We start from the raw sequence: 13943 nt of genomic DNA on the forward strand, positions 1-13943 counted from the left end.
CGGGCCTCCGCCCGGCCGCCCCACTGGCGGTCCTCCTCACCGTACGAGCCCTGACCTCTCGGGGCGCCGCGGGATTCTGAGGGCGACGCGGTGGTGCCTCGCGGTGCCGCGCGGCGGCCCGGTGATCCGGACGCTCCGCGGCGTGCGGCGGCACGCCCGCCGCCCTGCGGCGGCTTGCGACGGTGCTCGCTCATCGAACGACTACTCCTCGGGCAGGCGCGGCCTCGCGCGCCTGGAAACGGCGGCAGGTTTCCGGTCCCCCCGACGTGCGGATCCGTCCCCCTCGGTCTTCATCCGCACTGCACCAGGGACCACGACGTCCACGGACGTCACTTGGTTCCCGGCGGTCTGCATGACCGACAGACTACGCACCGTCAAAACCCGCCTAGGGCCGAAGTTCACCCCAAAACAGGCAACTTGTTTCCTACGAATCGGTGATGTGACGCCGTTCACGATCTCTCCTCTTGTCGCATCCGGAGGGTCGTTCTATCGTCGAGATGTATCGAGCCGATACATCAGCACGACATAAAGAGTCGATACACGGACTCGCGACAGTGAGGAGGCGACCATGAGCCGGCGGTCCGGCATCCTTGAGTTCGCCGTACTCGGACTGCTCCGCGAGTCCCCGATGCACGGCTATGAGCTGCGCAAACGACTCAACACATCACTTGGGGTGTTCCGTGCTTTCAGCTACGGAACGCTGTACCCCTGCCTCAAGACGCTGGTCACCAACGGCTGGCTGATCGAGGAATCGAGCGCCGGCCCCGCCGGCGCCCCCGCCGCCCCGCTCTCGGGCCGTCGCGCCAAGATCGTCTATCGGTTGACGGCCGAAGGTAAGGAGCACTTCGAGGACCTGCTCTCGCAGACCGGTCCCGATGCGTACGAGGACGAGCACTTCGCCGCGCGCTTCGCCTTCTTCGGACAGACATCGCGCGACGTGCGAATGCGCGTCCTCGAGGGCCGTCGCAGCCGCCTGGAGGAGCGCCTCGAGAAGATGCGCCTCTCCTTCGCCCGCACCCGGGAGCGCCTCGACGACTACACGCTGGAGCTGCAGCGGCACGGCATGGAGTCCGTGGAGCGCGAAGTGCGCTGGCTGAACGAGCTCATCGAGAGTGAGCGAGCGGGCCGTGACCAACGGCGGCCCGACCCGGAGGGCGCGGCTCAGCAGGACACATCTGGAGAGACGGGCGGCCTGCCCCGGAACCGGGACAGCACCCGGCCGGATCCGTCCGACGACACCGCCACGTGAGGCCCGGTCAGGGCTTCACCGAGTACACACAGGGAGCAACCGGAATGGGTTCGGTTCGCGTAGCCATCGTCGGCGTGGGCAACTGCGCCGCCTCGCTGGTCCAGGGCGTCGAGTTCTACAAGGACGCGTCGCCGGAGGCCAAGGTCCCCGGCCTGATGCACGTCCAGTTCGGCGACTACCACGTCGGCGACGTCGAGTTCGTCGCCGCCTTCGACGTCGACGCGAAGAAGGTCGGCCTCGACCTCGCGGACGCCATCGGCGCCTCCGAGAACAACACCATCAAGATCTGCGACGTCCCGAACAAGGGCGTCCAGGTCCAGCGCGGCCACACCCTCGACGGCCTGGGCAAGTACTACCGCGAGACGATCGAGGAGTCCTCCGAGGCGCCCGTCGACGTCGTCCAGGTCCTCAAGGACAAGCAGGTCGACGTTCTCGTCTGCTACCTGCCCGTGGGCTCCGAGGACGCCGCCAAGTTCTACGCGCAGTGCGCCATCGACGCCAAGGTCGCGTTCGTCAACGCTCTTCCGGTCTTCATCGCCGGTACCAAGGAGTGGGCGGACAAGTTCACCGAGGCGGGCGTCCCGATCGTCGGCGACGACATCAAGTCCCAGGTCGGCGCCACCATCACCCACCGCGTGATGGCCAAGCTGTTCGAGGACCGCGGTGTCCGTCTCGAGCGCACCATGCAGCTCAACGTCGGCGGCAACATGGACTTCAAGAACATGCTTGAGCGCGACCGCCTCGAGTCGAAGAAGATCTCCAAGACGCAGGCCGTCACCTCCCAGATCCGTGACCGCGAGCTGGGCGAGAAGAACGTCCACATCGGCCCGTCCGACTACGTCGCGTGGCTCGACGACCGCAAGTGGGCGTACGTCCGCCTTGAGGGCCGCGCCTTCGGTGAGGTTCCGCTGAACCTGGAGTACAAGCTCGAGGTCTGGGACTCCCCGAACTCCGCGGGTGTCATCATCGACGCCCTGCGCGCCGCGAAGATCGCCAAGGACCGCGGCATCGGCGGTCCGATCCTCTCCGCCTCCTCGTACTTCATGAAGTCCCCGCCGGTGCAGTACTTCGACGACGAGGCCTTCGACAACGTCGAGAAGTTCATCAAGGGCGAAGTCGAGCGCTGACCGGAGACCGGGCGCGCGCCGCGCGCCTGCCCCCGAGACCGTGTTTCACGTGAAACACAGCTCGCCGCCGGACCGGTCGAGGCCCCTCGGAACGCACACGTCGTGCGACCGAGGGGCCCGTCGCATATGTGAGGCTGTGGCCCATGGCTGTCGTCCGTGACCTGCGCGTCCTTCTGCGTCTACGCGACTTCCGGCGCCTGCTCGCGGTACGGCTGCTCTCGCAGGGGGCGGACGGCGTGTACCAGGTCGCACTCGCCACGTACGTCGTGTTCTCCCCGGAGAACCAGACCTCCCCCGCAGCGGTTGCCACGGCCATGGCAGTGCTGCTGCTTCCGTACTCGCTCGTGGGCCCGTTCGCGGGTGTGCTGCTGGATCACTGGCGCCGTCGGCAGGTCTTCGTCTACGGAAATCTCCTCCGGGCGCTCCTCGCCTCCGGCACGGCCGTGCTCATGGTGACCGACGTTCCGAAGTGGCTCTTCTACGTCTCGGCGCTCTGCGTCACCGCGGTCAATCGCTTCGTTCTGGCCGGGCTGTCGGCCGCGCTGCCCCGCGTCGTCGACACGGACCGGCTGGTCATCGCCAACTCCCTCTCACCCACCGCGGGAACGCTCGCCGCGACCGCGGGCGGCGGACTCGCCTTCGTCGTACGCCTGGTCGGCTCGGACTCGGACGCGACGGTCGTACTCCTCGGCGCGATCGTCTATCTGTGCGCCTCACTCTCGGCGCTCCGCTTGGACGTACAACTGCTGGGACCGGACCCCAAGCTGGCCCGCCCCGAGCTGCGTTCCGCTGTGGCAGGAACCGTGCGCGGCCTGCTCTCCGGAGTGCGGCATCTCGCCTCCCGACCGCGCGCCGCCCGCGCACTCGGCGCCATGACACTCATGCGGTTCTGCTACGGAGCTCTGCTCGTCATGGTGCTCATGCTCTGTCGCTACGCCTGGTCGTCCTCCGAGTCCCGGGGGCTCGCCTTGCTCGGCCTCGCTGTGGGCATCTCCGGCGCCGGATTCTTCGCCGCGGCCGTGGTGACGCCAGCGGCCGCGGGACGGTTCGGCCCTGACGGCTGGATCGTGGTCTGTGCCGCCGTCGCCGCGCTGCTCGAACCCGCGCTGGGGCTCCCCTTCGAACCGGGACCGATGCTGGTGGCCGCGTTCGTCCTCGGGCTGACCACACAAGGCGCCAAGATCTCCACCGACACCGTCGTGCAGTCGTCCGTCGAGGACGGCTTTCGCGGCCGGATCTTCTCTGTCTACGACGTCCTCTTCAACGTCTCTTTCGTCGGCGCGGCCGGAGTGGCGGCGCTGATGCTGCCGCCGGACGGCCGGTCGGTACCGCTCGTGATCCTTGTGGCGGCCGTCTACGCCATGGTGGCCCTGGCGATGCGCCGCCGACGTTTCACGTGAAACACCGAGCGCTGGTACGACGTCGGGGTGCTTGTTTCACGTGAAACAAGCACCCCGACGTCGTCCTCCGTCACCGCCGAGCCCTTATTCCTGAGCCCGCTCGGCCCACCACTCCTTGAGAGCCGCCACCGCCGCGTCGTGCCCCATCGGCCCGTTCTCCAGGCGCAGTTCGAGCAAGAACTTGTATGCCTGGCCGATCACCGGGCCGGGCCCGACACCCAGGATCTCCATAATCTGGTTGCCGTCGAGGTCCGGGCGGATCGAGTCGAGCTGTTCCCGCTCCTGAAGCTGCGCGATGCGCTCCTCAAGCCCGTCGTAGGCCCGGGACAGCGCGTTCGCCTTCCGCTTGTTCCGGGTGGTGCAGTCCGAGCGAGTCAGTTTGTGCAGACGATCGAGGAGCGGTCCGGCGTCACGTACATAACGGCGCACCGCCGAGTCCGTCCACTCGCCGTTGCCGTACCCGTGGAAGCGCAGGTGCAGCTCGACGAGGCGGGAGACGTCCTTCACGAGCTCGTTCGAGTACTTGAGGGCGGCCATGCGCTTCTTCGTCATCTTCGCGCCGACCACCTCGTGGTGGTGGAAGGAGACCCGACCGTCCTTCTCGAAGCGGCGCGTGCGGGGCTTGCCGATGTCGTGCAGCAGCGCCGACAGCCGCAGCGTCAGATCGGGGCCGTCCGTCTCCAGTGCCATCGCCTGCTCAAGAACGATCAAGGTGTGGTCGTAGACATCCTTGTGCCGATGGTGCTCGTCACGCTCCAGGCGCAGCGCGGGCAGCTCGGGCAGGACGTGGTCGGCGAGGCCGGTGTCGACCAGAAGAGTCAGCCCCTTGCGCGGGTGAGTGGACAGGATCAGCTTGTTCAGCTCGTCCCTGACCCGCTCCGCCGAGACGATCTCGATACGCCCGGCCATCGACGTCATCGCCTCGATGACCTCGGGCGCCACGTCGAAGTCGAGCTGAGCGGCGAACCGGGCCGCCCGCATCATGCGCAGCGGGTCGTCCGAGAAGGAGTCCTCGGGCGTGCCCGGTGTGCGCAGAACACGCGCCGACAGGTCCTCCAGGCCCCCGTGCGGGTCGATGAAGTCCTTCTCCGGCAGCGCCACAGCCATCGCGTTGACGGTGAAGTCGCGGCGGACGAGGTCCTCCTCGATCGAGTGCCCGTAGGCCACCTCCGGCTTGCGCGACGTGCGGTCGTACGCCTCGGAGCGGTAGGTGGTGATCTCGATCTGGAAGGTCTGCTCCGTGTCGCCGCTGCGGCCGTGCTTCTGGCAGCCGACCGTGCCGAACGCGATCCCGACCTCCCACACCGCGTCGGCCCACGGGCGGACGATCTTCAGGACGTCATCGGGCCTGGCGTCGGTGGTGAAGTCGAGATCGTTACCGAGTCGGCCGAGCAGTGCGTCCCGCACAGACCCTCCGACCAGGGCGAGAGAGAACCCGGCCTCCTGGAATCGGCGCGCGAGGTCGTCCGCGACGGGCGAGACCCGCAGCAGCTCGCTCACCGCGCGTCGCTGCACCTGGCTCAGGTCACTGGAATTGTCTTCATGGGCGTTCGGCACAACAGGACAGGGTACGTGGCCCGGGCCGCCGGAACCGAACCGTGCGCGGGGCCGTCCCCCTCCATACGGAACACACACGGGCGCAGCACCTCTACCCTGTCTCCACGATCAAGTGGAGCGGACCGCGGCACTCGGTCACAGAGCTCCTCGTTACCATGCGTGGACACATCTGCGACCACTGACGACGACGAGGAACGGACGAGCGCGTGGCCCAGGCGGCAGACCTTCCAGGGGCGAGTCCCTCACCTGCCCGCCGGTTGCTGCGGCGCACGGGGGCTCTGCTCGCCACAGCGCCGCTTCTGGCGACACTGCCATTGCTCACGGGCGCGTACCCGGCCGACGCGGCAGCCACCGGCACGAGCACGGTGGAAGTCGACGTGAACTCGCTCTCACCGAACGTCCCCCGCGACAGCGACACCATCAAGATCACCGGTACGGTCACCAACAAGGGCCACCAGACCGTCACCGACGCCCACGTGGGTCTGCGGGTCGGCGTCTCCTACACCAGCCGGTCGGCCATCGACACGGCAGCACGAAACAGCTCCGGCGGTGCCCCGGACGGCACCGAAGTGGCGAGCAAGTACGCCGAGAAGTTCGCCAAGCTCACCCCCGGCGTCCCACAGAACTTCACGCTCTCCGTTCCGGTCAAGGCGCTGCACCTCGGCGCCGACGGCGTCTACGAGCTCGGCGTCGGCCTCATGGGGCAGACGGCCGCCCAGCAGTACCAGCACACACTCGGAATCCAGCGGACGTTCCTGCCCTGGCAACCGGACGGGGCCGACACCAAAACACGGACGACGGTCCTGTGGCCGCTGATCTCCCGCACGGCGCTCACCGCCGAAACGGGCACCGGCGAGCAGCAGACGCCCGTCTTCGACAACGACAACCTCGCCGAGGAGATCGGTCCGGGCGGCCGCCTCCAGCAGATGCTGGACCTCGGCCGAGACCTCGACGTCACGTGGGTGGTCGACCCCGACCTGCTGGCGTCGGTCGACGCGATGACAGAGGCGTACAAGGTCAAGGGCAAGGACGGAAGCCTCACCCCGGGCAAGCACCAGGCCGTCGCCAAGGAATGGCTGAACAAACTACAGAGGGCCGTGCGGGGCCAGAAGGTCGTCACACTGCCGTACGCCGATCCCGACCTGGCCTCGCTCGCCCACAGCGGCACGAAGGTCGCCGGCTCCCTCGCGCACCTCAAGGACGCCACCGACGCCGCCACGCCGACCGTGGACACGATCCTCCACGCGAAGGCGGACACGTCCTATGCCTGGCCCGCCGAAGGCGCGCTCGACCCGGACATCGTCAAGGTCGCCACATCCGCGGGCGCCAGCAAGATCATCGCGCGCAGCGACACCTTCCGGGAGACCGGCAACCTCCCGTACACGCCGTCCGCAGCCCGCCCCATCGGTGGCGGCACGACGGCTGTCGTCGCCGACGCACGCCTGTCCACCGCGTTCGACGGCGACATGACCCGGGCCGAGAACAGCACGCTCGCCGTACAGAGGTTCCTCGCCCAGAGCCTGGCGCTCAACCGGCAGACCACCCGAGAGCGCCACATCGTCGTGGCCCCGCAGCGCATGCCGTCCGTCAGCCAGGCCCAGGCACTGGCCACAGCCGTGCACGCGCTCCAGGGCGGCACCTGGTCGCGGGCCCAGACTCTCTCCGCCGCCGCCTCGGCCAAGCCTGACCCGGGCGCGGCCACGCGTGTCCCGTCGGCACACGCCTATCCGTCGTCCCTGCGCCGCCATGAACTGCACCGCTCGGCGTACACGCAGATCCAGGACACCCAGCGTGGCCTGGAGACCTTCATGCGCGTCCTCACCTCGCCGTCGCGCGTGGTCACCCCCTTCGGACGAGCGATGGACCGTGAGCTGTCGACGTCGTGGCGCGGCGATGCCAAGACTGCCCGGGAGTTCCGGGACGGCGTGTCCGGCTATCTGTCCGGCCTCACCGAGCAAGTGGCGCTCATCGACAAGTCCGAGGTGAAGCTCTCCGGGCGCAGCGCCACCATCCCGGTGTCGGTGCAGAACAACCTCTGGCAGGACGTCGACCACCTGGTGCTGCGGCTCACGTCGAACAACGGCACCCGCCTGAAGATCGGCGGCGGCCCGTACCAGGACCAGCCGGTGAAGATCGTCAGCGGGCACAGCCAGTCCGTGAAGTTCACCACCTCCGCCAAGGCCACCGGTCCCGTCATCGTCCGCGCCCAGCTCTTCACCGAGGACGGGCAGCCCTACGGCAAGGCGGTCGCGTTCAAAGTCGATGTCACCGAGATCACGCCGACCGTGATGCTCGTCGTCGCCGGTGGCGTCCTCCTGCTCGTCCTTGCCGGATTCCGCATGTACACCCAGCGCAAGCGCGCCGCCGCGGCGCGGGACACCGCAGGCCCGCAGGACGACACCGGCACCGTGCAGGCCGCCGCGCCGGAGCCCACCGCGCAGGTGGACGTTCCGAAGCAGGCGGGTGACCCGACGGCTGACACCTCTGCGCAAAGCGCCGCCCCGTCGGGCACGAGTGAGAGAGTGGAGCGTTGAGCGATGTCGTGGCCGGCCGGCCGGGGACGATGAGGTGGGGTAACCATGAACGCGCCGTACAACGGTGACCGTGGCCAGGGCCAAGGCGGCTCCGGCGCGGGTGACGGCTACCCGTACCCCGGCTCCCCGGGGCCCGACGGGCAGGTCCCGCCACCGCACCCCGCGCCCGACGCGTACCCGCAGGACGCCTACCTGCAGGACGCGTACGCCCAGGATCCCTACCGGTCCAACGACCTGGCGGCACAGGACCCGGTGACCGAGGCGCTGTACGACCGAGCCGCGCACCCCCCGCCGCCCCCGGGCACGTACCAGGCGCAGCCGCCCCTGTACGCACCGCCGCCCCCCCAGCAGTCTCAGCCCGATCCGCGTGTGTGGGCGCAGACGCCCGCACCGGAGCCGGAGGGCCCCACTCAATACCTTCCGTACGGCGACGACGCCCGCACGACCCAGTTCGTCGGCGTCGACGACCTGGTCACACAGGCCGCCGAGGAGCAGCAGGAGCCGGACGCCTTCGCCCACCTCTTCCGCGACCAGCAGCCCGGCTACGGCGGCGGCCGCGCCCCGGCTGCCCCGGCCGACCAGACCGGCTACCCGGCGCCCGCCGCGGGCCCCACGGCGTTCCCACCGCAGGCGCCCCCTCCCCCGCCGCCGCCTGCCGCCCCCGTGCCCACCCCCGCGCCGAGGAAGGGCGGCCGCGCCTCAAGCCTCATGAAGTCGAGTGCGGTGATGGCCGCCGGCACGCTCGTCTCCCGCCTCACCGGATTCGTCCGCACCGTGGTGATCACGGCGGCACTGGGCGCCGGACTGCTCGGCGACACCTGGAGCGTCGCGTACACGCTGCCGACGATGATCTACATCCTGACCGTCGGCGGCGGCCTGAACTCGGTCTTCGTGCCGCAGCTGGTGCGCGCCATGAAGGAGGACGACGACGGCGGCGAGGCATACGCCAACCGTCTGCTCACCCTGGTCATGGTGGCGCTCGCGGCGATCGTCGCGCTCATCGTGTTCGCCGCCCCACTGCTGGTGAACCTGATGTCGGACACGGTCTCCAGCAACCAGGCCGCCGACAACGTCGGCGTCACCCTCGCCCGCTACTGCCTGCCCACGATCTTCTTCATGGGTGTGCACGTGGTCATGGGCCAGATCCTGAACGCGCGCGGGAAGTTCGGCGCGATGATGTGGACCCCGGTCCTGAACAACATCGTCATGATCTTCACGTTCGGCCTGTTCATCTGGGTCTACGGCACTGCGGCCCATTCCCACATGCAGGTCACCAACATTCCGCCGGAAGGCGTCCGGCTCCTCGGCATCGGCACCCTGCTCGGCCTGACCGTGCAGGCGCTGGCGATGATCCCCTACCTGCGCGAGACCGGTTTCCGCTTCCGGCTCCGCTTCGACTGGCGGGGCCACGGCCTGGGCAAGGCCGTCAAGCTCGCCAAGTGGACCATGCTCTTCGTCCTGGCCAACCAGGCGGGGCTGATCATCGTCACTCAGCTCGCCACCGCCGCCGGGGACGCGTCCCCCGTCAAGGGCACAGGCATCATGGGCTACCAGAACGCCCAGCTGATCTGGGCCATGCCGCAGGCCATCATCACCGTCTCCGTCATGGCCGCGATGCTCCCGCGCATCTCCCGCGCCGCCCACGACGGCGACCCGGGCGCGGTCCGCGACGACATCTCCTCCGGTCTGCGCACCTCGGCCGTGGCGATCGTCCCGGTGGCATTCATGTTCGTGGCGCTCGGCATCCCGATGTGCACCCTGCTGTTCGGCTCCAGCGGCCCCCGGGCCGCGCTGTCCATGGGCTACATCCTCATGGCGTTCGGCCTCGGCCTCATCCCGTACTCCGTGCAGTACGTCGTCCTCCGCGGCTTCTACGCGTACGAGGACACCCGCACGCCCTTCTACAACACGGTCATCGTGGCCGCCGTCAACGCCGCCGCCGCGGGCCTGTGCTACCTGGTACTGCCCGCCCAGTGGGCGGTCGTCGGCATGGCCTTCGCCTACGGCCTCGCCTATGCGATCGGTGTCGGTGTCGCCTGGCGGCGGCTGCGCAAGCGGCTCGGCGGGGACCTGGACGGCGCGCAGGTCGTGCGCACCTACGCCCGCCTGTGCATGGCCGCGCTGCCCGCCGCGGTCATCGCCGGCGGAATCGGGTACGCGCTCACGAAGACGCTAGGCCACGGCGTGACCGGATCGATCGCGGCACTGGTCGTCGGCGGCGCGGCGCTATTGGCCGTCTTCTACGTCGCGGCCCGCAAGATGCGCATCGAAGAACTGAACTCGTTGGTCGGAATGGTCCGCGGTCGCCTCGGCCGCTGAGTCCACCTGAAGTCCGTGCAACCATCATCGGCCACTGTGTGTCGTGCATAGCGTCGGACTGTGGGCACAATTGGCTGTGGCGGCGGAGTGATTGCAACGGATGGGGAGGCAGGAACGACGGTGGCGGAACGGAGCACGGCTGCCGTCGACGTGGCCGACAACGGCGGCGATGAGCCGCCGACCGCCAAGGCGGACAAGGCCACGGCCGACGGGGTGGCCCAGACCGGGGAGCGGGACACGACAGCACGCGAGGAGCCGGCGGAGACAGCGGAGACCGGCACGCATCTGAGCCCGGGCGCGTCGACGCCGCCCGAACTGCACAGTGGCCACAAGCTCGCCAGACGCTACCGGCTCGAGGAGTGCGTCACCCGTCTGGACGGTTTCAGCAGTTGGCGTGCGGTGGACGAGAAGCTGCGCCGCGCCGTCGGCGTGCACCTGCTGCCCGCCGACCACCTGCGCGCCCGCTCGGTGCTCGCGGCCGCGCGCTCCTCGGCGCTGCTCGGCGACCCGCGTTTCGTGCAGGTTCTGGATGCCGTCGAGGAGAACGATCTCGTCTACGTCGTCCACGAGTGGCTGCCCGACGCCACAGAGTTGACCGCCCTGCTCGCCGCGAGCAGCCTGGAAGCCCACGACGCCTACCAGATGGTCAACCAGGTCTCCCACGCCATGGCCGCGGCGCACCGCGAGGGCCTGGCCCACCTGCGGCTCACACCCAGCGCCGTCCTTCGCACCTCGACCGGCCAGTGGCGCATCCGCGGCCTCGCCGTCAACGCGGCGCTGCGCGGGATCACCTCCGACACGCCGCAGCGCACCGACACCGAGGCGATCGGGGCACTCCTGTACGCGTCTTTGACCCAGCGCTGGCCGTACGAGGACGACGCGTACGGGCTGTCGGGGCTGCCCAAGGGGGTGGGTCTCATCGCACCCGACCAGGTGCGGGCAGGCGTGCACCGCGGCCTCTCCGAACTCGCCATGCGCGCGCTCGCCAACGCCGGAGCGACGGCGTCCCGCCAGGACCCCCCGTGCACCACGCCCGAGGACCTGGTGAAGGCGATCGGTGACATGCCGAAGATCCGTCCGCCGGAGCCCGCCTTCACCGCGCCCCCGGAGTACCAGCAGACCACCTACCAACAGGGCACGTACGGCCGTGCGGCCGTTCCCGCGGCCACCCAGCCCGTCGCCACGCCGCCGCCACCGCTGCAGAGCCGTACCGGCAAGGCCCTGAAGTGGGCTGTCTCGGCCCTCCTGATCGCCGCCTTGGGTCTGGGCAGTTGGCAGCTCGCGGACGCTCTCATGGACCGGGGCACGAAGTCCGAGGACAGCAACCAGACGCAGACGACGAACGACGGCAACAAGCCCGCCGCGCCCCTGAAGCAGATCCCGATCGACAGCGTGCGGGAGTTCGCGCCGAGCGGGTCCGGCATACAGGAGAAGGAAGTCCAACTCGCCGTCGACGGCAAGGCGGACACCGCGTGGATCACTCCGCAGTACCGGGGATACGCGAACTTCGGGAACCTGCCGCAGCGCAAGGAGGGCAGCGGACTCATCCTGGACCTCGGAAGCGTGCAAAGCGTGTCCCGCATCGATGTCTCCATGTATCGGAGCGGGCAGACCGCCGAGGTACTCGCGGCGGACACCGGCAGCTCGGCTCCGTCGTCCCTGAGCGATTTCTCCAGGCGGTTGACGGAGCTGTCGCCGACCGGATCGAGCCTCCAGGTCCAACTGAAGAAGCCGATCCGCACGCGGTACGTTCTCATCCACATCACGAAGCTGCCGGAAGACGGGTCCGCGAACCTGTTCCGCGGTGGCATCTCGGAGGTCGAGATCAAGGGCTGACCGAGGGCCGGCCCGGTCCGGAGCTCGCGATGTGCGTCGCCTTCTCAGAGGCGAGTACGTAGAGTTTCCCTCGGGAGGGCCAATGGCAGAGGGCGCCGGATACGGTGACGTGAGCGACGAGCGCCTTCTCGCCTGCCATGTGGATGGCGACCCCGACGCCTTCGGTGAGCTCGTGAGGCGGCACCGCGACCGGCTCTGGGCCGTGGCGCTACGGACGCTCGGCGATCGTGAAGAGGCCGCTGACGCCGTCCAGGACGCCCTCGTCTCCGCCTACCGGGCCGCCCACACGTTCAAGGGGCGCTCAGCCGTCACCACGTGGCTGCACCGCATCACGGTGAACGCCTGCCTCGACCGCGCCCGCAAGGCGGCCTCCCGCAAGACTTCCCCGGTCGACGACACCGAGCGCCTGGAGCAGTTGCTGGAGCCACACGAGTCCGCTTCGGCGCCGGTGGAGCGCAACGATCTGCACCGACAGCTGCTGGAGGCTCTCGGCACACTGCCTCCCGACCAGCGAGCGGCGCTCGTTCTGGTGGACATGCAGAGCTATCCCGTCGCGGAAGCGGCCCGGATCCTGGGTGTGCCGACCGGCACGGTCAAGAGCCGATGCGCACGTGGCAGAGCCAGACTGCTGCCGATTCTCACCCATCTACGGCCGGAACGCACCGGCGACGGCGCGGGCCCCGGCGAGAGGCGGAACCGTACGCAGGGCCCATCCGTCCCACCGGCAGCGGATCCACCGCCCACGACGCCACGAGCCAGGGATCCGCGCGATACCGGACCGAATGATTCAGCTACAGCGAGGGACGGAGGTGGACGCGCGTGACCACGACCGACATGGCAGAACACCCGGAGGTCGAGGAGCTCTCCGACCTCGCCGAGGGCCTGCTCTCCCCGTCCCGCACCTCCACCGTGAGGGAACACCTCGACGGCTGCGCTCTCTGCGCCGACGTGTACGCCTCCCTCGCGGAGATCCGGAGCAGTCTGGGCACGCTGCCGGGCCCGCCCCGCATGCCGGACGACATCGCCCGCCGCATCGACGCCGCCCTGGCCGCCGAAGCCTTCCTCGACGCGCTGGCCCCCGGCGAACAGAGCGAGCCCGAAGCACCGGCGTCTGTTTCACGTGAAACATCGACGCCGGGCGCCGCCTCATCGTCGCGTACTGCCGACCGTCCGGCCGGACACGCACCTGCCGCCGCCGGCCCGGGGCGCAAGGCCCGCGCACCCCGACGGCGGGCAAGGACCATCGTCGGCGCTCTCGTCGGCGTGGGGATCACGGGCGGTGCCCTGGCTCTGGGCGCTGTGCTGCTGGCACCCGGTGGCAGTGATTCCTCGACCGCGGGCCGAGCCCCAGCCACCACGCGGGCCGCCTCGACGTTCACCACCGGCACGCTCAAAGCGAAGGTGGCGGATCTCCTCGCCTCCAGCGACACGACCGACCTGGCACCGGCCACCAAGCACCCGTCCCTCGACGCCGAGGACGGCGGCCCCAGGATGCCCCGGTCCGCATCCCCGATGCGGGAACGTGCGGTCTCCGTGCCCGCCTGCATCCAGCAGGGCACCCGCCGCACCGATGCTCCTCTCGCGGCGGAGCAGGGCACGTACCAGGGCAAGCGCGCCTACCTCGTCGTCCTGCCCGGCAAGGACGATCCGGCCCACCGCGTCACAGCCTTCGTCGTCGATGCCTCCTGCGTCCAGCAGGGCACGTCGACCGGCACGCTGCTGTACACCCACTCCTACGCCCGCGACTGACAGACCGCTTCCGTGCGGCCTGAGCTGCTTGCGAACGCATTCCCGACGCGTGCCTGGCGTGCGCCCGGACACGTCGGGAATGCGTGACCCGTAGGATCCGTTGGGTGGGGTGAGAGTCCACCGAGAGGCTCATCCCGGTAGTACGCAGCAGTCCCGCAGAGACGAGGAATCA

The 13943-nt window shown here is 69.4% G+C and carries 10 protein-coding genes; 8 read left to right on the forward strand and 2 right to left on the reverse strand.

Annotated features, from left to right (window positions below):
- Positions 1–194 (reverse strand): hypothetical protein (locus OFY01_RS29010; RefSeq protein ID WP_266604900.1); only part of this gene is annotated, 194 nt, incomplete at its 3' end.
- Positions 195–568: 374 nt separating this feature from the next.
- Here OFY01_RS29010 and OFY01_RS29015 point away from each other — a divergent pair.
- The 3 genes from OFY01_RS29015 to OFY01_RS29025 all read left to right on the forward strand — a co-directional run bounded on the left by OFY01_RS29015 (position 569) and on the right by OFY01_RS29025 (position 3776).
- Positions 569–1249, forward strand: a complete 681-nt coding sequence (locus OFY01_RS29015) for a PadR family transcriptional regulator (RefSeq protein WP_266604902.1) — start codon at positions 569–571, stop codon at positions 1247–1249.
- Positions 1250–1293: 44 nt separating this feature from the next.
- Positions 1294–2376 (forward strand): inositol-3-phosphate synthase, encoded by a 1083-nt coding sequence (locus OFY01_RS29020; protein WP_266604904.1) that lies wholly within the window; start codon positions 1294–1296, stop codon positions 2374–2376.
- A 143-nt stretch (positions 2377–2519) separates the two neighbouring features.
- Entirely contained in the window at positions 2520–3776 is a 1257-nt protein-coding gene (locus OFY01_RS29025) for an MFS transporter (protein WP_266604906.1), read from the forward strand.
- An 84-nt stretch (positions 3777–3860) separates the two neighbouring features.
- On the opposite strand, the gene OFY01_RS29030 is transcribed toward OFY01_RS29025, so the two are convergent.
- Positions 3861–5333, reverse strand: coding sequence for a CCA tRNA nucleotidyltransferase (locus OFY01_RS29030; RefSeq protein ID WP_266604908.1), 1473 nt, complete (start codon positions 5331–5333; stop codon positions 3861–3863).
- Positions 5334–5539: 206 nt separating this feature from the next.
- Here OFY01_RS29030 and OFY01_RS29035 point away from each other — a divergent pair, with 206 nt between their 5' ends.
- From OFY01_RS29035 to OFY01_RS29055, 5 genes are all read left to right on the forward strand, one after another.
- Positions 5540–7867 (forward strand): DUF6049 family protein, encoded by a 2328-nt coding sequence (locus OFY01_RS29035; RefSeq protein ID WP_266604909.1) that lies wholly within the window; start codon positions 5540–5542, stop codon positions 7865–7867.
- A gap of 45 nt (positions 7868–7912) precedes the next feature.
- Positions 7913–10186, forward strand: coding sequence for a murein biosynthesis integral membrane protein MurJ (gene murJ, locus OFY01_RS29040; protein WP_266604910.1), 2274 nt, complete (start codon positions 7913–7915; stop codon positions 10184–10186).
- A gap of 120 nt (positions 10187–10306) precedes the next feature.
- A complete protein-coding gene (locus OFY01_RS29045) occupies positions 10307–12022 on the forward strand; it encodes a protein kinase family protein (protein WP_266604912.1) in 1716 nt (571 codons plus the stop codon).
- Positions 12023–12104: 82 nt separating this feature from the next.
- Positions 12105–12845: an RNA polymerase sigma factor SigM gene (gene sigM / locus OFY01_RS29050; protein ID WP_266604914.1), complete on the forward strand. Its 741-nt coding sequence runs from the start codon at positions 12105–12107 to the stop codon at positions 12843–12845.
- Positions 12842–13771, forward strand: coding sequence for an anti-sigma factor family protein (locus tag OFY01_RS29055; RefSeq protein ID WP_266604916.1), 930 nt, complete (start codon positions 12842–12844; stop codon positions 13769–13771). Before sigM ends, OFY01_RS29055 begins: the two co-directional genes overlap by 4 nt.
- The last annotated feature ends 172 nt before the right edge of the window (positions 13772–13943 follow it).

Origin of the sequence: Streptomyces beihaiensis (assembly GCF_026274175.1) — a bacterium.
GTDB classification, from domain to species: domain Bacteria; phylum Actinomycetota; class Actinomycetes; order Streptomycetales; family Streptomycetaceae; genus Streptomyces; species Streptomyces beihaiensis.

What these genes read in the sequence shown, in the direction of transcription:
- OFY01_RS29025 (WP_266604906.1), top strand. Translation starts at nt 2,520, where the DNA reads ATGGCTGTCGTCCGTGACCTGCGCGTCCTTCTGCGTCTACGCGACTTC.
- OFY01_RS29015 (WP_266604902.1), top strand. Translation starts at nt 569, where the DNA reads ATGAGCCGGCGGTCCGGCATCCTTGAGTTCGCCGTACTCGGACTGCTC.
- OFY01_RS29020 (WP_266604904.1), top strand. Translation starts at nt 1,294, where the DNA reads ATGGGTTCGGTTCGCGTAGCCATCGTCGGCGTGGGCAACTGCGCCGCC.
- murJ (WP_266604910.1), top strand. Translation starts at nt 7,913, where the DNA reads ATGAACGCGCCGTACAACGGTGACCGTGGCCAGGGCCAAGGCGGCTCC.
- sigM (WP_266604914.1), top strand. Translation starts at nt 12,105, where the DNA reads ATGGCAGAGGGCGCCGGATACGGTGACGTGAGCGACGAGCGCCTTCTC.